Consider the following 25,759-nt stretch of genomic DNA (forward strand, 5'->3'; position numbering starts at 1 on the left):
CAGTTCGACAAAATAAGTGTAAAGAAATAGACGTGTCGTATGCGGGATTGCGATCTGACAAATCTGAGGACAACTGCACAAGTCAGAGTCAAAAAAATAAGAGAGGTTCTCACTACTCGAAATTACTGATGATTTTCGTCCCGAAAATTTCATTTCTCTCATTCGTTGTCGATTTTTGTGGCCTAATTCAGCCGCAAAAACTCGCAGCGGGATATGATCCCGCCTTCACCTCTCTTATTTTTTTGACTCTTAACGACTTGTTTCGTTCACTGTTTTAGGACAGCTCGACAAAGCAAAAGGTGATAAATAAGCATGACTCCCGCGGGATTGCAATCCCGCATCCGTCACGTCTTCGCCTTTTGCTTTCCGCTGAGCTTTAGGACAGTTCGACAAAATAAGTGTAAAGAAATAGGCGTGTCTCCCGCGGGATTGCGATCCCGCGGGAGACACGCCTATTTCTTTACACTTACCATTTTGTCTCACTCACTATTTTAATTCGTTCGTCAGCCTTACAAAATCATCCACCGTCAACCGTTCCGGCCTCACTCCCGGCTTGATTTCTAATTTTGCTAGTACCGCTTCTAGCTTAGCCTTTGTCTCATCATCCTTGCCGTAAATTCCCACAAGGTTATTCCACAAAGTCTTTCTCCGATGCGCAAAACACCCATGCACCGTCTTGAAAAAGGCATCCTTTGAATAAGGTTGCACCTCTCTTGGTTCGCGATGGGTCAGCTTCACGATCGCCGAATCCACCTTTGGTTGTGGCACAAATGCCGTCTTAGGCACCTCAAATTCGACATTTACATTCATTTCTAGCTGCACTGCCACACTCAACGAACCGTATGCCTTCGTTCCTGGCACTGCATTCAAGCGATCCGCCACCTCTTTTTGCATCATAACCACAATCTGATCCAACGTTAAGGGGCTCTGTAACAAGCCCTTTAAAATTGGCGTCGTAATGTAATATGGTAAATTAGCCACCACTTTTAGAGTGTGTTTGCCATCTAATTCTTCTGAGACAACTTTTGGTAGATCCACCTGCAAAATATCACCATTAATGATCGTAATGTTTTGATAGGGTGCTAAAGTTTCATCCAAAACGTTCAACAGGTTATCATCGATTTCAAAAGCCAGCACATGATGGGCGTGGCGAGCTAATTGTTCGGTCAAAGCCCCAATTCCTGGGCCGACTTCAATAACATCATCAGCTTCAGAAATTTCCGCGGCTGACACAATATCCTTTAAAATTTGAGGGCGGGTCAAGAAATTTTGTCCAAGACTCTTCTTGGCATTTAATCCATAGCGTTCTAAAATGCCTCGTGTTCGGATTGGATCGGCAATATCTATTTCTTCTGTCATCTGTTGTCCCTTCTTTACTCTTGTCCCAATTTAGAAACCGCATCCTGAAAATCTTCATCGCTAATTTGAAATAGCTGTAATCTTTTCAAAAGCTGTTTACCATTTACATAGCCAATATTCAAAATTTCACAAAGTTCCATGCGCCGTTGCTTTGCATCTTGCCCAGCAATTAAATCAGCATCCAACAGGTCTGCACGAGTGATTGTCTGAGGGGCATCAGAAACTTCCGTATATACTTTATCCAATGCGTCACGAATAGCTTGTGGCGTCGCATGTTCTACGCCAAGACTCCCCTTTTTACTAGGCACCGCATCCCGACGTGCCAAAAAGGCATGTTTCACATCAGGGACCGCCGCTGAAATGGTTTTACGGATCTTTTCGCCAGAAAAATCTGGGTCCGTAAACACAATCACGCCCCGTTCTTCTTGCAAACGACGTATTTGATCAATGGTTTGCTCCGAAATAGCGGATCCCCGGGTCTCAATCGTATCCGCATTGACAGCTTTGTTGATGCGGACTGTATCATCTTTACCTTCAACTACAATTACTTCTTTAATTTTTTTCATCATCTATTATCCTATAAAATCGTTTGGCATTTTCATAAGTGGCTTTGCCAGTCACATCTGGATCTTCATCCCGCAAGCGCGCTAAAGCTTCCACCACATAAACAGTATATGCAGGTTCATTTTGTTTACCGCGAAATGGCATCGGGGCTAAATAAGGGGCATCGGTTTCGGCCATAATCCGATCTAGCGGCGTTGCCTGCACTGACTCGTGAACATCCTTAGCAGATTTGAAACTAGCCACGCCACTATATGAGATATGCATCCCAAGGTTTAAAAACTTTTCTAGCCATTCTGGCGAGCCATTAAAACTATGCATCACCCCACCAAAGTTTTCAACATGCGCGTTTTTTAAAATTGCATACGTATCTTCAAACGCATCCCGATTATGAATGGCGACTGGCACATTGAGCTCACTGGCAATCGCTAGCTGTTCTTCAAAAACACGCCGCTGAATTTTTTGTGGCGATTTCGTTTCATAATAATCCAAGCCAATTTCACCTAACGCAACCACTTTCGGATCTTGTAATTGGGTTTTTAAGGTTTCGACTTGAGGTTCATGAAAATTTATGGAATCTTCCGGATGCCAACCGACTACCGCGTATAATCCAGCGTATTTATGAGCTAACATAATCGCATCTGCATTTAGTTTGGCATTTGAACCAACCATGGCCATTTTTTGAACGCCTAATTTATGGGCATGGTCAATGTAACTGGCTTCTTGGCCTAAAAATGCGGCATCATTTAAATGGGTATGTGAATCAAATAATTGCATGTTTCCTCCAATTACTAAAATAACTCAAGACACCTAGATAAACGCGTTTGGTCTTGAGTTAATTTTATCATTCTAAAACGGCCTCAAAAGGCATTCTTCTTATTCCACACCCGAACCATTCACAAGTGATTTTGGTACTTCAACCACTTGAATATGGCCATCGTGTTCCGCTGACAACAGCATGCCTTGGCTAATCTCACCACGCATCTTACGTGGTTTAAGGTTAGCGACAATTAACACTTTTTTGCCAACTAAAACACTTGGATCTGGGTAATATTCAGCAATTCCTGAAAGAATTTGGCGATCACCAACATCCCCAGCATCTAACTTAAATTTAAGCAATTTGTCGGCACCTTCAACATGATCAACAGACTTGATTTCAGCAACTTTCAACTCGATTTTGTCAAAAGCTTCAATCCGAATTGATTTTTTAGCTGACTTTAATTCAGGTTCATCAGCAGTCTGGGCAGCCTTTTTAGCAGCTTCCATTGCGGCACGACCCTTTTTCTTGTCAGTCTTTGTCATCTGAGCCTTAATAAAGGCAACTTCCTCTTTAGCATCCAAACGGGGGAAGATTGGCGTTCCTTTAGCAATCACTTTAGTACCAGCAGGAATTGTGCCAAACTTAAGTTCATCTAAGTTAACCGTTTGAGCAGATAAACCTAACTGTGTCAAAATCTTGCCAGGCGCCTGAGTCAAAACTGGTTGCAACAGGTGAGCCAATAAACGCAAACTTTCAGCCAAATGATTCATCACACTAGCCAATTTGGCGCGATCAGCTTCATCGTCACTCTTAGCTAGAACCCATGGGGCTGTCTCATCAATATACTTATTAGAACGACTCACTAACTTCCAGACTTCAGAAAGAGCGTCAGAGAAGTGCAACGAATTCATTAATTCACGATAGTTGGTAACCACTGTGGCAGCCGTTTTTTCAAGATCCTCGTCAAATTCGGTAACTCCAGCTTTGAAAGGTGGAATAACGCCGTCTTCATACTTATTAATCATCGCCACTGTCCGGTTCAAAAGGTTTCCCAAATCATTGGCCAAATCATAGTTAATTTTGTCGATAAAGTCTTCCGGTGTAAACACACCGTCGTTTCCGTAAGGCATTGCTTTTAATAAATAGTAGCGCAAAGCATCTAGACCGTAGCGTTCTACCAAAGTTTCTGGATAAATTACGTTTCCCTTTGACTTCGACATTTTGCCGTCTTTCATCAATAACCAGCCATGCCCAACTACGTGCTTAGGTAGTGGTAAGCCTAACGCATGTAATAAGATTGGCCAGTAAATCGTATGGAAACGCACAATTTCTTTACCGACCATATGCACATCAGCTGGCCAGTATTTATCAAAGTTACTTTGATCCGCGCTGCCATAACCTAAAGCAGTGATATAGTTCGTCAACGCATCAATCCAAACATAAACCACGTGTTTCGGATTATCCTTTACTTTAACTCCCCAATTGAACGTGGTCCGTGAAACAGCGAGATCTTCCAAACCAGGCTTGATAAAGTTATTGATCATTTCATTCATTCGGCTTGCAGGCTGAATAAAATCAGGATGTTCCTTGTAATATTGCAATAACCAATCTGCGTACTTACTCATTTTGAAAAAGTAAGACTCTTCTTTAACTTTTTGAACTTCATGCCCTGATGGAGCTTTTCCGCCGGTCACATTGCCGTCTGCATCATGATAAACTTCGGCTAATTGGGTTTCCGTAAAATACTCTTCATCTGAAACTGAGTACCAACCTTCGTATTCGCCCAAATAAATATCGCCACTATCTTCCAATTTTTGGAAGATTTCTTGAACGGCTTTTTCATGATAGTCATCTGTAGTACGGATAAACTTCGTGTTTGAAATATCCAATAATTTCCAAAGCTTTTTGATGCCGTCAGCCATGCCATCAACATAAGCCTTAGGCGTGGTGCCAAGTTCCTCAGCCTTTTGTTCAATTTTCAAGCCATGTTCATCAGTTCCTGTAAGGAAGAAAACATCTTTACCTTCTAGACGCTGAAAACGAGCCTCCGCGTCACAAGCGATGGTCGTATATGAATTACCAATGTGTAATTTTCCCGATGGATAATAAATGGGAGTTGTTATATAGTATGTGGATTTATCTGCCATATGAGATTTCCTTCCTAGTTTCACAAAAAATTTAATTTTATATTTGAATTATTTTAACTTTAAGTATATCACAAAGAACCGCTTGGCAAAGCCTGTTTCATTCTGATTTATCACTTAAAACAGACCAAGCTGTAACGGACCTAATCCATCAAAACTAATATTCAAAATTTCTTTTAAACGCAGGGCATTTTCAGCAGCATCATGCCCACTATTATTATTAAAAATAATGCACACTTCTTCCGATTTTTCCTGCATCTGTTTCACAAGCTTCGCAAAACTTTGTAGCTCTTCTTCCGAGTAGCGATACAAAGTCCGTGTTTTACGCCAGTTCGGCCCTTTTTGTGCCCAACCTTCTGCATTTTGCCCGTGTAATCGTAAAACAGCTAATTGAGAATTGGTCACGGTGCTAACTAACGGCACCCCATTTGGCACCGAACTTGGTTCATCCACACTCACATGACTCATGCGCAACTTTTTAAGATACAGCATCGTTTCCTCTTGAACCGCCGGATCATACCAACTCTGATTACGAAACTCCACGGAAATTGGTAGGTCACCCATCAACTCACGAATGTCCCATAAATATCTGATGTTGGCTGTTTCACAATTAAAATAGGGTGGAAACTGAAATAAGATTGTTTTAAGTTGTTTAGCCTCAACTAAAGGCCGGACCATTTTACGAAACTCCGTAATTGCTAGGCGGTGTTCATCATTTAAATACTCATCCGCATTGACGCCATCATGTAGAGTCATAATTTGATTAGCTTTCAAAATAAATTGAAACTTTTCTGGAACGGATTTTTGCCAATTTTCAACGGTCGTTAGTCTAGGAATCCCGTAAAACGATGTGTCCACCTCGACCACAGGAAAAAAGCCGGCATATTCTGTCAACGTCACCTTACGATCTTCATTTTCAATTAGTGAAGGATGATCTGCCCATGTTGTTAATCCAATTGTAATCAATTCTCTTGCCTCAATTTATCGTTTATTTACGCCTAGTCTATCACAGTTTTTCTACGCAAACATTAGCCAAATATTTCTGTAAGATTTTAGTTTGTTTTCTGGATACTGAAATAATTGCCTACTACTTCAAAGCAAATCAGGCAATGGGTTGGAGGTGTCACAATTGTTTCTTGCTTCTCTCATGTCGCTTTTAGTAGCGATTTTAAACTCTTTATTTGTCTTTTGGTTGAATAGACACGATAAAAGTGAAGACTAGGCAACATCAACCCGCCCGCTTAGTTTTGGTCTTAGCCAAAGCTGATCTAAAAACGTTACATAAGTGTAAAAAAGGCCTTAACTATGTCCAGTAGTTAAGGCCTTTGGCGTCACAATTGTTGATCACTTGTCTCACAAGCTTATTTTAACTCATATACTTTGTGCTAGCAAAAAATAGTTTACCAAAACGACTGCTCGTCTTGATAAACTATTTAGTGATTATACAAATTGAATTAAGCTCATAACAATTGGGACAACCACAATAAAGAGAATTGTACTTGTCGTGACCAAGTTGGTTGCAAACTTCACGTCACCATGCGATTCATTAGCCAAAATTGGCATTACAGCTAACGCAGGAGCAGCAGCTTGGACAATCAAGGTCTGCATTTCCATTTTTGGAATTGCGTAACCCATTTTGGCACCTAACATAATCAACAATGTGATCACAATTGGTGATAATGCAAATCGGCCCAGCAAAGCAAAAATGGTATCCTTATCAAAATTGATACTCTTTAAGCCGGCATCTGCCAACACGATCCCAATATAAATTAAGGAAAGTGGTGTAACCAAGTTACCAACGTATGTCAACGTATTGTTGGCCCAAGCTGGAACTGGTAGGTTCAAGATTAACCAAACTAAGGCAACCAAGAAACCTAACAATGGTGGGGGTAGAAGTTTCTTCCAGTTAAAGTTACCGGAACCCTTTTCGCCCTTTTTCTTCGTTGGGTCATCGTTTGAGATTAAGAACACCCCAAATGCCCACGTTGAAACGGTGTTGGTTACATAGTAAACCAAGAAGTAAGGCAAACTTATGGAACCAAACAACGCAATATTTAATGGCAATCCGATAAAAATCGTGTTTGCATTAACAACCGTATTCATAAAGATTCCCCGTCGACCTGGTCGAACACGAAGAACTTTGACTGCTAGCCATGCAATGATGTAGCCAATGATGACCCCACCGAATGAGTAAATTAACCCACTAGATAGACTGATCAATTTTGGTAACGTTAGATATTTCATAATCGCCACAAAAATTGATGCTGGCAACGCAACATTCATAATTAATTTGGAAATACTGCCACTAAAGTTATCATCAAACCAGCCAATGCGGCGCAGCACATAACCTAACGCCATCATCAACAGGATTGTCACAATACTCTCAACAGAAGTTATAAAAGCCATGATAAACCTTCCTCCAGTTAAACTCTTTTATTTTTTAGTAATGCTTGCTTATTTTAATTACGCTTTTTACTATTTAGCGCAAACTTGTTTAAAAAGGCACTAGCATTGGCCTTTTGAAACACTCTAGTATTTTGGTTCCCACTTCATATCTTTGATTGCTTTATCAACATCTGAAATAGGTTCCTTATTTAATTTCTGGTCTACTGCACTCTGTGCGACAGCTTTAGCCACAGTGTATGAGAATTGGTCAAGCTTTGAAACTGGAGGCAATACTGCTGCACCAGCTTTGTCGCCATCCACAATTCCACCTAATGAATGAGCAGCCTTTGAAATCATTTCATCATTCAAAACCTTGGCAGTTGAAGCAATCACCCCTAAACCTAAACCTGGGTAAACTAACGCATTATTAGCCTGACCGATTTGGTAAGTTACGCCATTGTATTCAACGTCATCAGCTGGGATACCGGTTGCTACTAAAGCTTTACCATCAGACCATTTGATCAAGTCCTCTGCCTTAGCTTCTGCTAATTTAGTTGGGTTTGATAATGGGAAGATGATTGGACGTTCAGTATGAGCTGACATTTCCTTCACGATTGATTCTGTGAATGTATCTGGTTGCGTAGAAGTTCCTACTAAAATAGTTGGGTGAATGGCCTTTACGGCTGCTTCCAAACTAGTTAATTCATCAGCATTAGCAAACTCAGAACGTGAACGGGCAAATGGCTTTTGTTCTGGTGTCAAAGTCTTGTCATCATCAAACAGCAAACCTTGCTTGTCCACCATGTAGAAGTGTTTACGAGCTTCTTCTTCAGATAAACCTTGTTGTAAGAATTCATCGTAAATTCGTTTTGTGATTCCGGCACCAGCAGTTCCAGCACCAAATGAGAGATAAACTTGATCAGTCATTTTTTGTTTAGAAACGTTTAAAGCACCCAAAATTCCTGCTAAAACAATAATTCCAGTTCCTTGAATATCATCATTGAATGTGGTGATCTGATCTTTGTAAGTGTTCAAGATATTTGCGGCGTTGTCGCGACCAAAATCTTCAAAATGTAGATAAAGCTTTGGGAAAAGATCTTCAGCAGTCTTTACAAATTGATCAACAAATTTGTAGTAACGATCGCCGGTTACCCGTTCGTGACGATTGCCAAGATACATTGGATCCTTCAACAAATCTTGGTTGTTTGTACCAGTATCCAAAACAACTGGCATGACTTGGCTAGGATCAATTCCAGCAGCGGCCGTGTAAACCATTAATTTTCCAACTGAAATGTCCACACCGTTTGTGCCCCAGTCACCGATACCCAAGATTCCTTCAGCATCTGTAACAACGATCAAACGAATATCACGACCGTCAGCAGCATTCTTCAAAGATTCTTTCATGCTGTCTGGATCATCAATTGATAAGAACGTTGCGTTTTGTGATTGAACATATAACTCACTGTAGTTTTCAATTGTGTCTGCAATCGTTGGGTCATACACAATTGGCATGAATTCAACGACGTGTTGGCTAAACAACTTGTAGAATAACACACGGTTTTCGTTGAAAATTTCCATCAAGAAAATTCGCTTTTCTAAACTTGTTGTTTTTGATTCGACCTGCGCATAAGTTTGGGCAGCTTGTTCGTCTAAAGTTTGGATGTACGGTGGTAGTAAACCAACTAAACCAAGTGATTGACGTTCTTTTGCTGTAAAAGCTGTCCCTTTGTTTAAAAATGGATCGTTTAAAATTTCTACTGGACTTTTTGTCATATTAATAACCTCCAAATACTTATTTTCCTAATCAACAGCGCAAGTATACGCGCGCTAGAAAACTATAGTCAAATGTTTAAGATTCCATTAAGTAAATTAATAAGCAGTCAGACAAACCGGGTATCCGCCTGGGTTTACGTCACCCTTTATTTTGAACGCTTTTTGGTGGGTTTTAATAGTCCAAAAAGTTATAATAAAAATATAGAAAAAGTTTGTAAATGTGGATGTGATTTATAAATAACGGAAAAGAGGAATAATTATGGATAAGAAATTAACCAAATCATCAGATAAAATGTTTGCTGGCGTAATTGGCGGCTTTGCTGAATACCTTGGCGTCGATAAAGCCTTACTCCGTGTCATCTACGCCGCAATCTCAATTCCTGGATTTATCCCCTGTATCATTTTGTACCTTGTAGCCGCTTGGGTAATGCCAGAGAAAAGTAAATAGGTAATTATAAAACTGTACTAGAAGCTGAACCATAACTTAGCCAATAGCACAGTTATTTTAATATTTACCTTTCTATAACTGAATTAATCAAATAGCTAGTTTTCCTACAGCATTATTGCGTATATTATTTTGACGCACATCATATCACCCGATTTAAACGAACTTTTAAACTAGTTTTACACGTGTAATATGGTATACTTTTGCTGTTGGAGAATAGTCATGAAAAGAAGAGACTTAATCAACAAACTTAAAAATGATGGGTGGCAATTGATTCGTCACGGTGCTAACCACGACGTCTACGCCAAAGGATCAAAAACAGAACCCATCGAACGCCATAGAGAAATTCCAGAGAATTTAGCACACAAAATTCTTAAAAGAAATCATATAAAACAAAGCTTTGATTAAGTTATTTAGAAAGGAAATAGATCATGCAAAAAAAACATCAAAATTTAAGAGCAGCCTATCCAGTCATTATCAGTCACGATAAACCTGACCTTTATTTGGTACATATCGTGGATTTTAATAGCGACACAAGTGGCACAACCCTATCAGAAGCAATTGAAATGGCTCGTGATGCTTTATCAGAAGAAGGATTGGCTAGGCAAGATGCTGGTCTCTCCATTCCTGAACCAAGCTTTGACATTGAACATCCCGCAAATACAGTGGTGACTTATGTTGATATTGACTTAGCTAAGTATCGAAAATTATCAGATAATCGAACAGTCAAAAAGACAATCACTATCCCCAGCTATCTAAATGAATTGGGTCGCGAACAAGATATTAATTTTTCGGAGACCATGACCATTGCGTTGAAGGAAAAACTAGGGGTTTAAAAGGAACCATTCGATTCTAAAATTAACCAGATTGAGGCAGCCAATGAACATTAAAGATCTAGAATATTTTCAGGCCATGTTTGAGGAACATAATTTTTCCCGCGTGGCCACCAAATTTAAAGTCAGCCAACCGACAATTAGTACCGCCATCAAACGACTCGAAACTGAGCTCAATACCCAATTATTTGTGCGCGATGCGAGTAAACACCGGCTGACAACTACTTTGAGCGGTCAACAATTGGCTGAACACTCTCGCATTATCCTAGATCAGGTTAATGTTGCTCAAAACGAAATCAAAAATATCAACAACGGCAAAATCGTGCTTGGTTTGCCGCCCGTCATTAGTCAGTCCTACTTTCCACAAATTGCGACTGAGCTTGCCAAACAAAACTTACTTGCGCAAATTGTGCCAATTGAACAAGGATCTGCGGAATTACTAAAACTGCTTTTAAATGGCACTCTTGATATGGCGTTAGTGGGCTCCATTCAGCCTTTTGATTCTGGACGCTTATTCAGCCAAACCTTTGCGACAACCACCTTTAAAATTATTGTTAGCAAGGATAATCCTTTGGCACAACAATCCGGAGTGTGGTTTCGTGATCTTCAGAAGCTAGACTTTATTATGTTTGGTAGTAGTTTTGTCCATTCTGAGGCGCTTAAACAATTAAGTCATGCGAACCATTTTCGACCCAAGATCACTTATCAAAGTGAGGATCCCCAGGTCATTCAAGGGATGGTGGCAAACAACGTTGGAATTAGTTTCTTAGCTAAATCAGCCGTTACTAATCCTGATGTCGTGCAATTAGATCTACTAGATGATCCACAACCGGAATTTTTTATGAGTTTAGCCTATCGAACAAATCATATTCTCTCCCCCGTGCAACAAAAAGTGGTGGACATTTGTTTGAATATTGAAGAATAAATAAAAATGAGCTGCTTATTCAAAAACTGAATAAGCGGCTCATTTATTTTAATATCTTTCAAATTGGCGAATGACCATAATTTCGTCTTCTGATAGTTGACCACCCAAATGGCCAATCAACGTCCGACCCATTTTGCGATAGTTTTTGCGAATCTGGGTAAAACACAAATCAATCACCGCAATTAAAAAGGTGATGGCCATGGCGTTATCTTGTGGCATTATTTTTCCAAATAGGGAAACTGTGTCGCCACTCAATACCGTTCTTATAAATGTGTACATCATGATAAAATCAAGCGCTAACTGAACAAAAATTAACCCTTGCATGCGATTTTTTAATTTAATAAGTTGTTGGAAAACGTCTTGACGCTTCACGGTTTGGCTTCCCTTCACTATGAGACTTCATTTACTATCTTCGAGTATATCTATATTTTAAGCTAAAAAGGCCACCAGGTAAACCAATTGATTTTCATCAAATTGGCTAACGCACTAGATATGGAATTTGTAATTTCTCAAACAACTCTCTTACTGATAAACCGTACAACGTCTTGAAATATTCTTCCGTTTGACTCTTAGGAGGCATGGGAAGGACAAACGCATTTTGTTGATCATGAACCCCGAGGCCAATGTACGCCCGTTTCTTAGTCACCGCATCTTGAATTTCGGAATGAGAAATCTGGAAAAGTTGGCGGACCTCCAAACGTAATTGGCGCTCGCTCAATACACTTTCTAAAGTGACAAACTCGCTACTTCCTAGAGTTGGCAATCCGAGCTCTTTCAACACATTATCAAATTCCGCAAACAGCGCCACAATTGTCCTTCTTACTGCAAACGGCGAATCAACCGGTTTTTCCGTAATTAACTGATAGAGTTTTTCAGCTGCTGCTAAAGTGACTGGATAATCACGTTTAAACTGATCAGTCACTTTATCAAAGTCGTCACCGTAAAACACAAGGGCATCCAAAACTGTCATCAACCGCAAATGCATCATCGGATCAAGTTTGCCGGCCTTCTCCGGCGTGATGGTCTGGACAATGCCTTCCAAATAATCTGCTTGAACCTCTTCGGTTAGCAAGCCATGTTTTCGTTGCCACTCATAAATATTCAAATGGAGCACCGCATCATATAGCGCAGTCGTGATAATCATTAATTGCTCATCAAATTCCCGATTACCACTAGTTAAACGAAATTGAATTTGCGGAAACTTTTTAACTTCCATTAATTTGTGCAAAAGTTCATGTGAAACTGTATAATTCGGCGCTGTGACATCCTGCACGTGAATAATCAGCTGCCCATTTTCCGCTGTTTGATACGATTGATCATAACGGACATAGCCAGACTTTTGATTGCCATATTGCACAACCAATTCTTCTGGAATCATTTCATTAATCTGTTCAAATAGCTTTGTTACCTCAGCGTTAAGCTGTTCATTACTCATTAATTTCTCCTTCATTTCGTAACTTTTTTAACACCTGTTTTGCCGCGCGTACGTCCATCACCGGTACTTTTTCGAGTGCCAGTTGGGCCTGCGTTAATTCGGCGTTGGTAGCTCCCACACCTAATAAAAGGGATTTTGCCTGCAAATGCATATGGCCCCGTTGAATTCCTTCAGAAACTAACGCATTTAAAGCCGCCAAATTTTGCGCCAATCCAACACTGACAATTACTTCTTCTAGTTCTTTTACAGAATTAATCTGTAAGAGTTTATGCGCCAATTGCGCCTGGGGATTAATCTTAATCGACCCACCAACAAATCCGACTGGCATCGGCAATGTTAGTTTTCCAACCAGGTTGTCATCAACAACTTGCCAATCACTCAGGCCTTGATACTGCCCATTTTTGGATGCGTAGGCATGCGTCCCACTTTCCATACTACGCCAATCGTTGCCCGTTGCCATCACGACTGCATCGACACCATTCATAATTCCTTTGTTATGGGTCGCGGCTCGATACGGATCTACTTGAGCTGCTAAACTAGCCAGGGCAATGCGATCCGCCACTGTTTTCCCGCTTAACTGATTAGTAGTCAAACTGGTTACTGGAATCTGACAAGTAGCTGTTGCAAGACATTCGTCGGATAAATTACTTAAAACCGCCATCAAACTATTTTGCTGTAAATCACTTTGCAAATAAGTGACCACTGCCTCCAGCATGGAATTAATCATGTTGGCGCCCATAGCCTCTTTCGTATCAATAAAGATATCAAGTGAAACAAACTGGTGAGTTAATTTCCGGATGCGCATTTTTTTAGCGCCACCACCCCGTTTGACAATTGAGGGGTGCGCATCATTAGCCGTTTTTAAAATCTCAGTTTCATGTTGGGTCAATTGGGAAACCAGCTGATCAGAATCGGGAACTTTGGCCATTAGAACTTGTCCCATCATCAACCGCTCCGTTACCTGAACCTGAATTCCTCCACCAGCAAGGGTCATTTTGGCCCCGTGACTGGCGGCGGCAACCACCGAAGGCTCCTCTGTAACCATCGGGACAACCTTTTCTTGACCATTAATCAAAAAATTAACGGCTACCCCTTCAGGAATAGAGAAATCCGTCAAATAGTTTTCAATAATCTGATCGCCTTTTATTGTCCGGCTCCTGGCAATTAGTTCAAGATCCTGTTCATCTAAACCTAGTTGTGCCTGCAGGATTGCCAACCGACCCGCATATTTTTGTTTATAGAAATGATTTAAATTCATCGAGTCACGACCCCTCAATTTAAAAAAGCCCAGTAAATCTATTCTAATTATAATAGTAGAAAAAAGATTTCTGGATTTTCTTATTTATGCAAAATATTTTTTAACGGTGATGCACATATTCTGAGATAATCCCCTCACGCACACCGCTTTCCGAAAAAATTACCCGATCCGCATCCAGCATCTGTAAAAGCATCACTAAGGGTAAAATTCCCCCAATGATAATGTCTGCCCGTGGTGTTTCCAGTCCCGGCATCTTTTTCCGATTGGCTAAATTTCTAGATAGGAGTGCTCTGAAGGTTTTATTGACAACTTCCGTTTTTAAACGATACCCATGAATATTATCCACCCGCGCCATCCCTTGATGTTGGCGATTCATGCGTGCCAACGTTCGATTGGCCCCGCCAAGCAGGATGATTGGTAATTGTAAGGCATCCATAATCCACCAAATATCACGAAACTGTTTGTTTACAAAATTTTGGGCGGCAAATAACCGATCTGCGCGAACCACATTGTTTAAGTGGAACCGTTCTGAAAGGCTCACCGCTCCAAACGGCACACTAATTAAGTTGCGTGGTTTGCCATTTTGTACATGGATCAATTCACAGCTGGCACCACCAGTGTCAAGGATCAAACAGTCCTTAATTTCTAGTGAATTCATCACACCCAAATAATCATAGTAAGCTTCGTCGTTGCCAGATAAGACGTCTAGTTCAATGCCTACCTCATCTTGCACCCGTTTTAAAAATTCGGCTTGATTTTTAGCCACACGAACTGCTGCCGTTGCAATGCCACGCACCGTCCGTTTAGGGTAGTTATTATAAATATGTTTAAACCGTTTTAAGGCTGCTATAGTACGCTCCATGGCGATCGGCTGTAAAACCTTATTACTGCCCATCCCTTCAGAAATTCGTGAGTCTTCCTTGATTCTCCGGACTTCATGAAAACTTCCGTCATCGCGGATTTCATTAATTGCCATACGTACTGAATTTGAACCCAAATCCACAATTACTAAGTTCTCCATTTTACACGCCTCAATTTTTTGATTCATCCCGTCAATTTAATTGTATTTATTTTAACATGTTTTTAGCAGGAAATGCGCGTTCTGAGGTAGGCTGGGATAATTTGCATCATAAAAAATTTTGGTTTGCTTTGTCTTTAATTCCTAGAGGCTTGAACGTTTGATGGTCGTGTGGGTGCTATTGCTGAGAACTAGGACAGTTCAATAAACCAAAACATCCCATATAAGCACCCCTACTGCGGGATTTCTCCCGCTTACGGCGCACTTATATGGAATCTTTTTAACGGTTTATTTCACTCACTCTTTTAGGACAGTTCAATAAACCAAAAGTTCCCATATAAGCACCCCTACTGCGGGATTTCTCCCGCTTACGGCGCGCCTATATGGAATCTTTTTAGCAGTTTATTTCACTCACTCTTTTAGGACAGCTCGACAAGTCAAAAGGACGGAACTAAGTATGCTTCCCGCGGGATTGCGATCCCGCGCTGCTCCATTTCATAGGTTGATTTTCGAATCGAAAATCTTTCTTATTCCGGTCGCTGTCGATTCTTGTGGCAAAGTTCAGCCGCAAGAACTCGCATCCAGGACAGTTTTCTGCAACTCTCCGCTGAGACTTAGGACAGCTCGACAAGTCAAAAGGACGGAACTAAGTATGCTTCCCGCGGGATTGCGATCCCGCATCCAGCACACTTAGTTCCGTCCTTTTTAACGACTTGTCTCACTCACTACTTAAAATAATTAATTCCCATTGCATCCCGCACTTCATCCAACGTTTTATTGGCCACACGGTTTGCCTTTTCACTACCCTGCTTCAAAATATCATACACGCCCGGAATATCCTGCGCATACTGCTCTCTTCTTTCTCGTATTGGTTTCAAAGTTGCCTGCAAAACTTCATTTAAATACCGCTTAATTTTGACATCACCAAGTCCACCGGCCTGATACTGATCCTTCAAATCCGCAACTTTAGCCTTATCTTCATCAAAGATATCCAAATAAGTGAACACCGTGTTACCTTCGACATGACCCGGATCCGACACCTTAATATGGGTTGGATCCGTAAACATCGACATCACTTTCTTTTGAATTGTATCTTCATCATCCGACAAATAAATTGCGTTATTCAATGATTTACTCATCTTGGCGTTTCCATCCAAACCAGGAATTCTTCCCAATCCCTTTGGTGGGAAATAGCCTTTAGGTTCCACTAAAATTGGCTTGCCATAAATATTATTGAAACTTCGCACAATCTCGCGTGTTTGTTCCAGCATTGGTTCCTGATCGTCTCCAACTGGCACCGTATCCGCACCAAATGCTGTAATATCAGCTGCCTGACTCACTGGGTAAATAAAGAATCCCGCTGGCACACTTTCACCAAATTTTTTCTGTTTAATTTCAGATTTAACAGTCGGATTGCGTTCCAAACGCGAAACGGTCACCAAATTCAAATAAATTTCAGTTAAATCACTCAATGCTGGAATTTGAGACTGCACTAAAATAGTCGACTTTTCAGGATCGATCCCAACTGCTAAATAGTCCAATGCCACTTGGATCAGACTGTTACGAATTTTTTCTGGATCACGCGCATTATCAGTTAACGCCTGCATATCAGCGATCATGATGTAACTCTCATAGTTACCACTGTTTTGTAACTCCACGCGATTTTTCAACGACCCAACATAATGTCCAATATGGAGCTTACCTGTAGGACGATCACCCGTTAAAATAATGTGTTTTTCTGCCATTTTAATAATCCTTCTTCCTATTAAATAACTAATTTTTACTTACAAAAAAATCCCATCACTAGTTAACCTAGCAATAGGACGAATTCACCGTGGTGCCACCTAATTTGCAGAAATTTCTCTGCCACTCAATGCAGTTAACGGTGCCCCGTCGCTTTAGTTCTCCAAAACCCACTTCGTTTTTCGAAATCTTTCAGCATTTGATTTCTCTCTGTTAGTGAAAAACTACTTCATTTCTTCATTGAACTTATCACAGTAATTGTACCTGTCTTTGCGGATACGGGCAAGTTAAAACTTAACGCATACTTATTTAACAGCATCTTTTGCCAGTTTCATAAATAGGAGTTATAACGAACTTACGAAAATAACAAAAAGCACACCTCCAACCCATTGCATAATTTGCTTTGAATCAGTAGGCACCTATTTTAGTATTCGGGAAGAATTAATGGCCACAAAGACTAATAATATCCATGCCTAAAAGTATCTATAATGCGATATATGGCGCTTTTTTTCGAATTTCAAAACCTAGTACAAAATTTCTAATAAAATAATTTACTTGCTCTAAAAACTTGAATATAGTAAACTAACTAATGTAATAGCTTGTTTAGCTCAGTTGGCAGAGCACATCACTAGTAATGATGAGGTCGCTGGTTCGAGACCGGCAACAAGCATTACGAAAGTCATTCTAACTAATTAGTTGGGATGACTTTTTTTATGGACTGCTTCATACAAATCTATTTATTGTCAGACTCTCTTCACAAATTTGATACTTTAACTAAATAACAATTATCTGGAATAGTCCGTGCCTTCGCCAATCACCAAGCAGTATTAAAGTAGCGAGTAGATTCTTAAAAACAAGAATCTACTCGCTACTTTGTTTAATCCGATTTTTCTATAACTTAAATAATTCGATTAGTACTTTAACTTTAAAGAAATCATATCATAAGTTCCAATAAATGTTTTACGGTCTACAGTTTCCTCTAGAGCATTAACAAATTCAGCTTCTTCAACTAAATCATCAGGCAATTTCATTACTTTGTTAGTTGGATTTTGAATTCGCATAATGTAACTATCTTGCTCCTGATATGATGGATAAATCGCTGAAACAATTAAACTTTTATCCAAATTTAATAACGAATAAGAATCTGAAATCTGCGGATTATTTTCAGTTTCCCAAATTTTATTATCTAAACGATTAATAAAATAATTTAGTTTTTGTGTCTGATATGAAATAGATTGTGACAACCAATTTCTCGTCTGTTCACTAATTTTCTGTTCAGAAAATGTTTTATCATCAAACACAATTCCGAACTCAAATTCATTTAAGCCAAGTTCTTCAGCCATTGGCGTTGCCATCATTACATGACCTTGATTAGTAGTATCACCTGAGGCTCGTCCTGGCCGCCACGCGAGATTTCTCTTTCCTAACTGACTAGTAGTTGCCATTAACGTAATAAAGAGCTTGTCGTCCTTAAATTCATATTCTTTAAGTCCTTTACCAAAGAATGTTAAATATTTCCCGCCATCCGTAATTGTGACCGTTTTATCAAAATTATAGATGTTGACTGGTTTCTCGACAAATTCTTTTTCCCAATCTTTATTAATAACATGATTAGTAGTTTTTACAAATCCATCCTGTATATGAGCGATTGCATCTTGAGTGTGGATAGTTGATTTAATTTGAAGTCTTAATCTATGGGAATAAACTCGATTGTCTATAATCAACTTAGCATTCAGCATACCATCACTTAAAAAAGTGAAATGAATTTTATAGTCCACAAAGCCATAAGCAGGATCAGTTTTTTCTCTATCCGTAAGTTTCAGTGGAAGCCTGCTCGAGCCACTTACGACTAGCTCGTAAGGATCATCATCTACACTATTTACAAAAGAATTATTGAATGTTAATTCCTTTTCTTGGTCATTTTTCAATGGAGAATAATCATACGTATCACCATCATTTGCAGAGTCGACCAAACGAACAATATCGGGAATTTTAATTCCATTAATTATAAGATTAACAACGCCATTCACAAATTCAATTTTATGCCCATTCTTTTCAATGCTGTTATTGGTATTATTAGCATTGCCCAATTCTGGGATAGATTTTTTTGCATCAGTAAAATGAATGACTTTATATCCAAGACCTGGCAAATCTACCTTGCCTTGTATCTTCAACTGAAAATACTCCGGTTCATCTGTATATTCTTGTCCTTTAGGTGTCATCATTAAGATATGATGACGCGCCGGAAAATGGTTGCTCTCCAGAATCATTGGATTCTTCATCCCGATAAAACTAATATTTTTGGAGCTTGTTACAATATTAATTTCCTTGTTGCCGTGAAATTCACTTGGGTCTGTATTAAAAATTAAAACATCATGGTCCCCAAGATTCAGATATTCTGCTAATTTTTTTTCAATCATATTTTCAATTCCATCAGCAATTTCATTTGCTTCTTTAAATCTATGATTGATATCAACTGCAACATTATCTGACACACTTCCACCGATGGTATCATGTGCTTGACACTCTAGCAATTTTTTCCAAAGCTTAATCAAAAGTCCGTTCCCAATATTAATCCCATTTTTTTTAGCGATTACTACAAGTGGTTCAATTCTGCGTAGAATTTTTTGTTCTAAATCAAAGTTTTGTATTTTATTTCTGTGACGTACTGACCCAATTGTCCGATGTACACGAGAATACGTTGGCAAACGAAGTTCTCCTTGATAATTTGGCAAATTATCACGTTTACGAAGCTTGTCAATAAAATCAGGGTAAGTACCGATTTCTGTTTTAACCTTACTAATTTTATTTAAATCATCTACAGTATCAGACATGTTTTTCACAATGTTCATTTGATCAATACCAGAAGGCATCAATACTTCGTTATTATTGTGATGGACTGCTTCAAACTCTGCAGCAGGGTCATAACGCTCTTTCACAAACTGTTCTAATTTACGCTTAGATTCTGTCGTGATTTGTGCAGTAAAATAACCAAAAGGAAAATTTGCTGCATAGACTTCTTTGCCAGACAATCCTTGCCATTTGAAATAAACTGAATTCATTTGTAGACGGAAATTTGTTCCTCTCCAAAACACGAAATTATCTATCCCAACTTGTTGCAACAACGTGGGCATCTGAGCATTGAATCCAAAAGTGTCAGGTAAATATCCAACCATCATCGGATTCCCATAATTCCGTTTCGTATCGTTTATTCCAATTACTAAGTTTCGAACAATTGCCTCCGCATCTGGAATTAATGCATCCGTTTGTGTGTACCATGGCCCAACGAATAAGCGTCCTTCAGACACAAGCTTTTTAATACGTTTTTTTGCTTCTGGATGTATTTCTACATATTCATCAACTACAGAAGTTTGCCCGTCTAAACAAAAGTTAGCATCCTTATTTTTGTCTAATTCATCCAATACTTCGGTGAATAGCTGTTCACTTAAGGTCAAAGCATCAGCAGTCGTAAAATACCATTCTCGATCCCAGTGAGTGTGATTGACGATATACGCTTTAGTCATGAACTAACCTTCCTCTCCTTCAATACTTCCATTATGTCTTGTAAATCGTTTCAAGAAATTAACAAGTAGTGCTTCAATTATGACACCAATTAAAATAGCAAGTGTATATAGCAAGGCATTGGAGGAAAATGGAATCGCCATAACTGTCGACAATGCAGTTTTTTGAATTGTTCCAAAGAATGCATTGATAGCACATCCAGCCGTTGTTCCTACGATAATACTTGGAATTACCCGAACTGGATCAGCTACCGCGAATGGAATTGTTCCTTCAGTAATACCAACAATTCCCATTACTAAAGCAGATCGGCCGCTTTCAATCTCTTGATCACTGTATAATCGTTTTCCGCCTAGTAAAGTAGCAACAAACATACCTAGTGGTGGAATACCAATTGCCATAAGCATTGCGGTACTTGCTTGATAACCTCCTGAAGTGAAGGCGGCCATCCCAAATGCATAAGCAATTTTGTTAATAGGGCCTCCCATATCTACGGCCATCATAGCACCTAGAATAGCAGCTACAAAGACCGCGTTACCGCCACTCATACCTTTTAGCCAAGCAGTTAAACCAACTGTCATTGCTTTAATTGGATCTCCAACAATATATATTAGAATTAATCCAACTATCAGAGTAGCTAAAAAGGGAATCAGAATTAAAGATTTAACAGACATCAAATTTGCTGGCATTGGAATCTTCTTTAACCACTGAACCAAATATCCGACTAGCAGTCCAACTAACATACCACCTAAAAATCCTGTTCCCATTTGTGCTGCAACAAGTCCCACAATAAATGCCGGGGCTAGCCCTGGACGATCAGCAATAGAAAAAGAGATATATGCTGCAATAATTGGCGGAATAAAACCTAATCCAGTTTGTCCTAAAAGTCTTAAGTTTCCCCAAATATTACTTGTTTGATTCCAAACATCTTGCCCACCAAAGATAACAGCAATTGATGTTAACAAACCTGCCGCAGTGACTAACGGTATCATATACGAAACGCCAGTTTGGAAATGGTTTGCTAATTCTTTACCAAATTTTTTCCAACTCATGATATTCACCTCATCCTATCTTATTCAACTTGTGAAATTGCACTATCAATAGCAGCTTTACCATCTTTAACAACCTGAGATGTTCCAACTTTATAAATCTGTTTGCCTTCAAACCGATCTGGTTCTTGAACAGTTGTATCAACAGCAAAGATTACGACGTCAGCATCCTTAATCTCCGATGAAGAAAGCCGGTTTTCAAGTCCCATTGCACCTTGAGTTTCAACCTTAATCTCGTATCCCTCTTTTTTTGCATATTTTTTTAAATTTTCCGCTGCCATGTAGGTATGTGCAATCCCTGCAATACATGCTGTAACGGCTACAATTTTTTTTGCCATAATAATTTCCTCCTATTGTTGTTTTAAAATTTTTAATATCTGTTCAGATGAACCTGCGGTCTTTATTGCATCCACAAAATCATCATCCATTAATTTTCCCGAAAGTTTTGCTAACATCCTGAGATGCTCATCTCCTTGGTCATCAGGTGGAATTGCCATCAAAAAAATTATATTTACCTTGCTTCCATCCAATGAATTCCATTCTAATTCTTGATCATTTTTTGCAAAAATCATTGTGGATGAAATAACTGATTTACTTTGTCCATGTGGAATTGCAATGTTTTTACCAATCCCAGTAGTTGTCATTCCTTCTCTTTTTAAAACATCTGCATAAAAGTCTTCGGAGTCGGAAACGTTTCCATTTTTTTGCAAAATAACAGCTAGCTTTTTAATTGCTTCCTCTCTCGTCTTTGCATGCAAATTCATCACGATATTCTTATCTGAAATAAAGTCACTCAGTTGTTCACTCAATTAGATCACCCCTCAATAAATTCAAAATTTCATTTTCCCTTTTGCTATTAACAAGTTTTTTTATAAGCCTTTTATTTTCCAACACACTATTAAAGTGCTTATAAATTTGTTCAATTTCTGGCTGTATTTCTCTATTCATGGCTAAGAAAAAAACGATATTTACTTGGTTATCTCCCCATGAAATTCCATCCAAATTTACATACACAGCAATACATGGATGGATCACAAATTCAATAGGAGCATGCGGCATAGCAATATTATTCATTGCTGTGCTTGCCATCTTTTCTCGCTTCATCGCCGCCAAGCTGATCCCTTTTTGACCAAATCCTTGTTTTACTAATTCATTGCCAATTTTGTTAATAACAGCTTGCTTGGTTTCAGTTCCATGATTAATAAAGATTAATTTTTTTGAAAGTAATTTACCAAAACTATTTGAATCTTGCCTTTCAGATAGAACTTGATTACTGATTTTTCGAATTCTACCAGTAGACTTCTCATCTAAAAACGGAGAAACGACAACCACAGGCTTATCTGGAATTTCTATATTAATCGTGCTAATAACTAAATCCTCGCTGATTGGCTTTTTAATCAAGTCTTGAATTGAAGTTATGCGGCTAATATGAATGGTATCAGAAAAGAATTCACGCAATCGCTGCTCTAATAACCGGGCCGTTCCTAACCCTGTGCTACATACAACTACCGCATCAACTACATCCTTTTTTCGCTCAATAAACGCCTCTATATGAAGTGCCATAAAGGCAATCTCATCATCGTTCAATTTAATGCCAAATGTATTCTCAATCTTTGTCCCTAAGTCCATTGCGGTGTTAAACGCAAACGGAAAAAATGTTTTTATATCTGCAGTGTATGGATTATACAGGCTTAACCCAAGTGATAATCTTTTTAATCCTGAAGCCAAATGTACTGTTAATCCACGAAGCAAAATCTCATCATAATTAGCCAAACTCTCGACTAAAAACTCATGAATATTATTTTTCTGTATAGGAGAACTTGCCTTTTTTAATTTATCATTACCAATTGGCTGCCCTTCAGCCGCTAATATATGAATATTTATATATTGACATTCATCTATAGGAATAGAGAATTTAAAATTACTTTCCAAAATTGATACGAGTTTCTTTGTGTCTGCTTCTAGCGTAACTTCTGGTCCATTTTCAGTAAGCGTTTTGTCTTTACGAATTCGTTCGATTGAAACTACTAAATGAATTGCTAATGACTGAAACTCATAATCTGTAAAATGTATTGCGCTTTGCTTTTCGAACTCTTTCAACGATTTTAAAACATTATCAAAAGTAGCCTTACTAAAAAATGGCTTCATTGCGCTAGGAATATCTATTTGCCGATGCATTTCCCCCTTTTTATCTTCTGAATAAGCTGTTTCACCCCAATACATCGTAAGTAATTGTGACATTAACTTTCTTTTAGAATTTTCAGTTGCCTCGACTATCATTCCTTCATGATTTGTAGTAATAGTTGCACCAAATTTTGCTAACATCCTTTTCACTTGTTTAAAATCTTTTTCCAAGGTGCTCCGGCTAACAAAGGCACTATCTGCTAAATCTTGAATTGTTTGTGGTTTTCCTGATAATAATAATCTGGACAATATTGAAATCACACGTTCATCACTATTACTCTTTGTACTTGAATAGGTTCCACTTTGCATTGCATTTTGTAATCCACTAGTACTACCCTCAAAATAGATTCCCACATTTCTCTTTCGAGTTAATTTAACGTCATATATCTGAATAACGTCTTGAATGTTGTCCAAGTATTTCGAGATAGTCTTCCTGGATCTTCCAATATGCTTAGAAATATCAGAATAATGAATGACTCCGAAATTTAGAATCAACTTCACTATTTCGACTTCCTGATCAGTTAAGTCTTGAATTGATTCTTGCAATACATCCACCTCCTGAATACGGTTACATTGTATAATGAATACTGCAATTGGAATATACTCTAAAGTATACTTAAGAAAGTGTACTTTTTACACATCCTTTCAATAATTAATGATTAACCTTTTTTCACCGAATCAAATACCAGCCGCTTTATATTTATGATTCGTTTCGTTCGCTTCGCTGTCAATCGGTAAGGAAAAATGTCTCAATAATCATTGAACATCCTTGTCAAATTTAAATCTCATATGCCATATGATTTGCTCCTTTTTCGGAATACCCAATTGTACGCAAATAGTCGCGATAATTGGCTCTCCTCCATGGGTGGTTCATAGAAGCCTTGGGCTTCTTGTTCTTTGGGGCCATATTAGATGGTTTTTCAATAATAACCTCGAAAGCTGGCGAAACTAAGTCATGATCTGCAAGCGGATGTAAATCAAATATTTGATCTGCATCTGTAGTAGCGTAAAGCTTACCAGTTAAAGTTTTAACGATTAAGACCTTAGTTCGTGGTTTTAAACAAACTAGCTTATCTGATTCAAATAATTGATATTCCTGATTATTTAATTTGACAGTGTGACCAGATGAAATTGAGCGCTCTCGAGTTGTGATTAAAATCTGATCAATTTCTGAAGATGTAAGTTGTTTGTCAAAGCCACTCGTGTTAATTTTAATAGGTAAAGCAAACTTTTGATTGAATTCTTTTACAAATGGGTTGAGGAAGTCGTTAGCTTGCTCAATTGTCGTTGTATTTGCTAGTTTAAGTTCATTTAAAAGTCGGCTTTGTAGTGTTTCAAAAAGGCGTTCAATTCTGCCTTTGGTTTGCGGTATGCTAGTCACTGAGAGTTTGGTTCCCAGTGACTTACACGCATAACCGAATTGAGTGAGTGGGTTTTCCTTCGTTGGAGAATCTGCTTTTTTGTTTGAGTTAAAAACCGTTCTTCGGTCTGTTAAAATCTCGTACGGGATTCCAAAAGAAGTCAATATTTGAGCCATAACTTGATAATAAGCATTTAACGTTTCTTCGGTATCAAAGTAGGCGCCAACAATCGCACCACTATAATCATCAATCGCGGCATGTAGATAAGTCTTTGTATTGCCGAACCAGAGCTCAACCGAGGCATCCATCTGAATAAGTTCACCGGCAAATTTTTTCCTAGCGCGTGACGGATGAGCCTTTATTGCTTCCACTGGTTCAACAACTTGTAAGGTCTTTTCGTCACGTTTAGACAAAGCCTGCCGTTGTTCCTTGAGCTTTAATTCTTTGCGTATTTGTCTTTTGGTATTGTGATGAGCTTTGGGTGACAGAACCCGATGGGTTCTAAGTATTCGTCGTAAAGTTGATTCAGAAACTTGAATACCTTCTCTACTTAATAAAAACTCATAGAAATGGGAAATATTGAAGCCTTGGTAATCAGTTTCATACAGCTTAATAATTCGATTGATTTGTTTGGTTGAGATCTTATTCTGTGGCTTTTTGCCAGTATTGCCATGCACAAAGCTAGATTTACCCTTAGTTCGATATTTGATTATTAATCGATCAATTTGTCGTAATGATAGATTTAATTCAATACTAGCTCGACAACGATTCTTTCGTTCATTAACTACTTGCTGAATTACTTGATATTTGTGGTCTTCTTTCACTGTTAAAACAACCTTTCTCATGTTGTCCACCTCCATTAACTATTTTGCCGGAGGTGAAACATATTTGCGAGACATTTTTGCTGACCAATTAGTTAAGACATTATCACTGGCGAACAACAATTTATGATTCGTTTCGTTCGCTTCGCTTGACTTCCCCACCCAAACGGCCTAAGATACTTACAC

Annotated in this window: 22 protein-coding genes, 1 tRNA gene and 1 other annotated feature; of the genes, 5 read left to right on the plus strand and 18 right to left on the minus strand. The window is 38.8% G+C overall.

What is annotated here, in order from left to right; all coding sequences use genetic code 11:
• Positions 1-486: 486 nt before the first annotated feature.
• The 7 genes from rsmA to ACLHK8_RS05885 form a co-directional block, all read right to left on the minus strand.
• Complete coding sequence (gene rsmA / locus ACLHK8_RS05855; RefSeq protein WP_057774003.1) at positions 487-1,359, minus strand: 16S rRNA (adenine(1518)-N(6)/adenine(1519)-N(6))-dimethyltransferase RsmA; 873 nt, start codon at positions 1,357-1,359, stop codon at positions 487-489.
• 14 nt (positions 1,360-1,373) lie between these two features.
• Positions 1,374-1,925: a ribonuclease M5 gene (gene rnmV, locus ACLHK8_RS05860; protein WP_063696568.1), complete on the minus strand. Its 552-nt coding sequence runs from the start codon at positions 1,923-1,925 to the stop codon at positions 1,374-1,376.
• Positions 1,912-2,697, minus strand: coding sequence for a TatD family hydrolase (locus ACLHK8_RS05865; protein ID WP_063696565.1), 786 nt, complete (start codon positions 2,695-2,697; stop codon positions 1,912-1,914). Before ACLHK8_RS05865 ends, rnmV begins: the two co-directional genes overlap by 14 nt.
• Positions 2,698-2,796: 99 nt before the next feature.
• Positions 2,797-4,827: a methionine--tRNA ligase gene (gene metG / locus ACLHK8_RS05870; protein ID WP_057774008.1), complete on the minus strand. Its 2,031-nt coding sequence runs from the start codon at positions 4,825-4,827 to the stop codon at positions 2,797-2,799.
• Positions 4,828-4,941: 114 nt separating this feature from the next.
• Positions 4,942-5,790: a DUF72 domain-containing protein gene (locus ACLHK8_RS05875; protein ID WP_063696563.1), complete on the minus strand. Its 849-nt coding sequence runs from the start codon at positions 5,788-5,790 to the stop codon at positions 4,942-4,944.
• Positions 5,791-6,264: 474 nt separating this feature from the next.
• On the minus strand, positions 6,265-7,230 hold the full coding sequence (locus ACLHK8_RS05880) for an AEC family transporter (protein WP_057774013.1): 966 nt from the start codon (positions 7,228-7,230) through the stop codon (positions 6,265-6,267).
• A gap of 123 nt (positions 7,231-7,353) precedes the next feature.
• The gene (locus tag ACLHK8_RS05885) at positions 7,354-8,982 is read right to left on the minus strand and encodes a malolactic enzyme (RefSeq protein WP_057774015.1); all 1,629 of its coding nucleotides are present in this window, start codon (positions 8,980-8,982) and stop codon (positions 7,354-7,356) included.
• Positions 8,983-9,241: 259 nt separating this feature from the next.
• Here ACLHK8_RS05885 and ACLHK8_RS05890 point away from each other — a divergent pair, with 259 nt between their 5' ends.
• The 4 genes from ACLHK8_RS05890 to ACLHK8_RS05905 all read left to right on the plus strand — a co-directional run bounded on the left by ACLHK8_RS05890 (position 9,242) and on the right by ACLHK8_RS05905 (position 11,185).
• The gene (locus tag ACLHK8_RS05890; protein ID WP_057774019.1) at positions 9,242-9,430 is read left to right on the plus strand and encodes a PspC domain-containing protein; all 189 of its coding nucleotides are present in this window, start codon (positions 9,242-9,244) and stop codon (positions 9,428-9,430) included.
• Between the two features lie 219 nt (positions 9,431-9,649).
• Positions 9,650-9,835 carry a type II toxin-antitoxin system HicA family toxin gene (locus ACLHK8_RS05895; RefSeq protein ID WP_057774021.1) on the plus strand — a complete coding sequence of 62 codons (186 nt, stop codon included), beginning with the start codon at positions 9,650-9,652 and terminating at the stop codon, positions 9,833-9,835.
• A gap of 23 nt (positions 9,836-9,858) precedes the next feature.
• Positions 9,859-10,263, plus strand: a complete 405-nt coding sequence (locus ACLHK8_RS05900) for a hypothetical protein (protein WP_063696558.1) — start codon at positions 9,859-9,861, stop codon at positions 10,261-10,263.
• A gap of 43 nt (positions 10,264-10,306) precedes the next feature.
• Positions 10,307-11,185 (plus strand): LysR family transcriptional regulator, encoded by an 879-nt coding sequence (locus ACLHK8_RS05905; protein ID WP_057774025.1) that lies wholly within the window; start codon positions 10,307-10,309, stop codon positions 11,183-11,185.
• Between the two features lie 48 nt (positions 11,186-11,233).
• Here ACLHK8_RS05905 and ACLHK8_RS05910 read toward each other — a convergent pair whose 3' ends face one another.
• The 5 genes from ACLHK8_RS05910 to trpS all read right to left on the minus strand — a co-directional run bounded on the left by ACLHK8_RS05910 (position 11,234) and on the right by trpS (position 16,641).
• Entirely contained in the window at positions 11,234-11,557 is a 324-nt protein-coding gene (locus ACLHK8_RS05910; RefSeq protein WP_105782155.1) for a hypothetical protein, read from the minus strand.
• Between the two features lie 106 nt (positions 11,558-11,663).
• On the minus strand, positions 11,664-12,620 hold the full coding sequence (locus ACLHK8_RS05915; RefSeq protein ID WP_057774029.1) for a hypothetical protein: 957 nt from the start codon (positions 12,618-12,620) through the stop codon (positions 11,664-11,666).
• Complete coding sequence (locus ACLHK8_RS05920) at positions 12,613-13,878, minus strand: hydroxymethylglutaryl-CoA reductase, degradative (protein ID WP_063696553.1); 1,266 nt, start codon at positions 13,876-13,878, stop codon at positions 12,613-12,615. Before ACLHK8_RS05920 ends, ACLHK8_RS05915 begins: the two co-directional genes overlap by 8 nt.
• A gap of 100 nt (positions 13,879-13,978) precedes the next feature.
• Entirely contained in the window at positions 13,979-14,899 is a 921-nt protein-coding gene (locus ACLHK8_RS05925; RefSeq protein ID WP_057774033.1) for a Ppx/GppA family phosphatase, read from the minus strand.
• A 722-nt stretch (positions 14,900-15,621) separates the two neighbouring features.
• Positions 15,622-16,641 carry a tryptophan--tRNA ligase gene (gene trpS, locus ACLHK8_RS05930; protein ID WP_057774035.1) on the minus strand — a complete coding sequence of 340 codons (1,020 nt, stop codon included), beginning with the start codon at positions 16,639-16,641 and terminating at the stop codon, positions 15,622-15,624.
• A 71-nt stretch (positions 16,642-16,712) separates the two neighbouring features.
• Positions 16,713-16,889, minus strand: a binding site (T-box leader).
• Between the two features lie 347 nt (positions 16,890-17,236).
• Here trpS and ACLHK8_RS05935 point away from each other — a divergent pair.
• Positions 17,237-17,309: transfer RNA gene (locus ACLHK8_RS05935), tRNA-Thr, on the plus strand.
• Between the two features lie 241 nt (positions 17,310-17,550).
• On the opposite strand, the gene ACLHK8_RS05940 is transcribed toward ACLHK8_RS05935, so the two are convergent.
• The 6 genes from ACLHK8_RS05940 to ACLHK8_RS05965 all read right to left on the minus strand — a co-directional run bounded on the left by ACLHK8_RS05940 (position 17,551) and on the right by ACLHK8_RS05965 (position 25,597).
• On the minus strand, positions 17,551-20,163 hold the full coding sequence (locus ACLHK8_RS05940) for an alpha-mannosidase (RefSeq protein WP_063696551.1): 2,613 nt from the start codon (positions 20,161-20,163) through the stop codon (positions 17,551-17,553).
• Between the two features lie 3 nt (positions 20,164-20,166).
• Positions 20,167-21,210 (minus strand): PTS fructose transporter subunit IIC, encoded by a 1,044-nt coding sequence (locus ACLHK8_RS05945; RefSeq protein ID WP_063696549.1) that lies wholly within the window; start codon positions 21,208-21,210, stop codon positions 20,167-20,169.
• Between the two features lie 20 nt (positions 21,211-21,230).
• Complete coding sequence (locus ACLHK8_RS05950) at positions 21,231-21,545, minus strand: PTS fructose transporter subunit IIB (protein WP_063696547.1); 315 nt, start codon at positions 21,543-21,545, stop codon at positions 21,231-21,233.
• Positions 21,546-21,557: 12 nt separating this feature from the next.
• Complete coding sequence (locus ACLHK8_RS05955; protein ID WP_063696545.1) at positions 21,558-22,016, minus strand: PTS sugar transporter subunit IIA; 459 nt, start codon at positions 22,014-22,016, stop codon at positions 21,558-21,560.
• Entirely contained in the window at positions 22,009-23,937 is a 1,929-nt protein-coding gene (locus ACLHK8_RS05960) for a BglG family transcription antiterminator (protein ID WP_082854798.1), read from the minus strand. Before ACLHK8_RS05960 ends, ACLHK8_RS05955 begins: the two co-directional genes overlap by 8 nt.
• Before the next feature lie 232 nt (positions 23,938-24,169).
• On the minus strand, positions 24,170-25,597 hold the full coding sequence (locus ACLHK8_RS05965; RefSeq protein WP_057775614.1) for an ISNCY family transposase: 1,428 nt from the start codon (positions 25,595-25,597) through the stop codon (positions 24,170-24,172).
• Positions 25,598-25,759: the final 162 nt, after the last annotated feature.

The sequence above is a fragment of the Pediococcus sp. M21F004 genome (assembly GCF_051122535.1).
Lineage (GTDB): Bacteria > Bacillota > Bacilli > Lactobacillales > Lactobacillaceae > Pediococcus > Pediococcus inopinatus.

What these genes read in the sequence shown, in the direction of transcription:
- rsmA (WP_057774003.1), bottom strand. Translation starts at nt 1,359, where the DNA reads ATGACAGAAGAAATAGATATTGCCGATCCAATCCGAACACGAGGCATT.
- rnmV (WP_063696568.1), bottom strand. Translation starts at nt 1,925, where the DNA reads ATGAAAAAAATTAAAGAAGTAATTGTAGTTGAAGGTAAAGATGATACA.
- ACLHK8_RS05865 (WP_063696565.1), bottom strand. Translation starts at nt 2,697, where the DNA reads ATGCAATTATTTGATTCACATACCCATTTAAATGATGCCGCATTTTTA.
- metG (WP_057774008.1), bottom strand. Translation starts at nt 4,827, where the DNA reads ATGGCAGATAAATCCACATACTATATAACAACTCCCATTTATTATCCA.
- ACLHK8_RS05880 (WP_057774013.1), bottom strand. Translation starts at nt 7,230, where the DNA reads ATGGCTTTTATAACTTCTGTTGAGAGTATTGTGACAATCCTGTTGATG.
- ACLHK8_RS05885 (WP_057774015.1), bottom strand. Translation starts at nt 8,982, where the DNA reads ATGACAAAAAGTCCAGTAGAAATTTTAAACGATCCATTTTTAAACAAA.
- ACLHK8_RS05890 (WP_057774019.1), top strand. Translation starts at nt 9,242, where the DNA reads ATGGATAAGAAATTAACCAAATCATCAGATAAAATGTTTGCTGGCGTA.
- ACLHK8_RS05895 (WP_057774021.1), top strand. Translation starts at nt 9,650, where the DNA reads ATGAAAAGAAGAGACTTAATCAACAAACTTAAAAATGATGGGTGGCAA.
- ACLHK8_RS05900 (WP_063696558.1), top strand. Translation starts at nt 9,859, where the DNA reads ATGCAAAAAAAACATCAAAATTTAAGAGCAGCCTATCCAGTCATTATC.
- ACLHK8_RS05905 (WP_057774025.1), top strand. Translation starts at nt 10,307, where the DNA reads ATGAACATTAAAGATCTAGAATATTTTCAGGCCATGTTTGAGGAACAT.
- ACLHK8_RS05915 (WP_057774029.1), bottom strand. Translation starts at nt 12,620, where the DNA reads ATGAGTAATGAACAGCTTAACGCTGAGGTAACAAAGCTATTTGAACAG.
- ACLHK8_RS05920 (WP_063696553.1), bottom strand. Translation starts at nt 13,878, where the DNA reads ATGAATTTAAATCATTTCTATAAACAAAAATATGCGGGTCGGTTGGCA.
- ACLHK8_RS05925 (WP_057774033.1), bottom strand. Translation starts at nt 14,899, where the DNA reads ATGGAGAACTTAGTAATTGTGGATTTGGGTTCAAATTCAGTACGTATG.
- trpS (WP_057774035.1), bottom strand. Translation starts at nt 16,641, where the DNA reads ATGGCAGAAAAACACATTATTTTAACGGGTGATCGTCCTACAGGTAAG.
- ACLHK8_RS05940 (WP_063696551.1), bottom strand. Translation starts at nt 20,163, where the DNA reads ATGACTAAAGCGTATATCGTCAATCACACTCACTGGGATCGAGAATGG.
- ACLHK8_RS05945 (WP_063696549.1), bottom strand. Translation starts at nt 21,210, where the DNA reads ATGAGTTGGAAAAAATTTGGTAAAGAATTAGCAAACCATTTCCAAACT.
- ACLHK8_RS05950 (WP_063696547.1), bottom strand. Translation starts at nt 21,545, where the DNA reads ATGGCAAAAAAAATTGTAGCCGTTACAGCATGTATTGCAGGGATTGCA.
- ACLHK8_RS05965 (WP_057775614.1), bottom strand. Translation starts at nt 25,597, where the DNA reads ATGAGAAAGGTTGTTTTAACAGTGAAAGAAGACCACAAATATCAAGTA.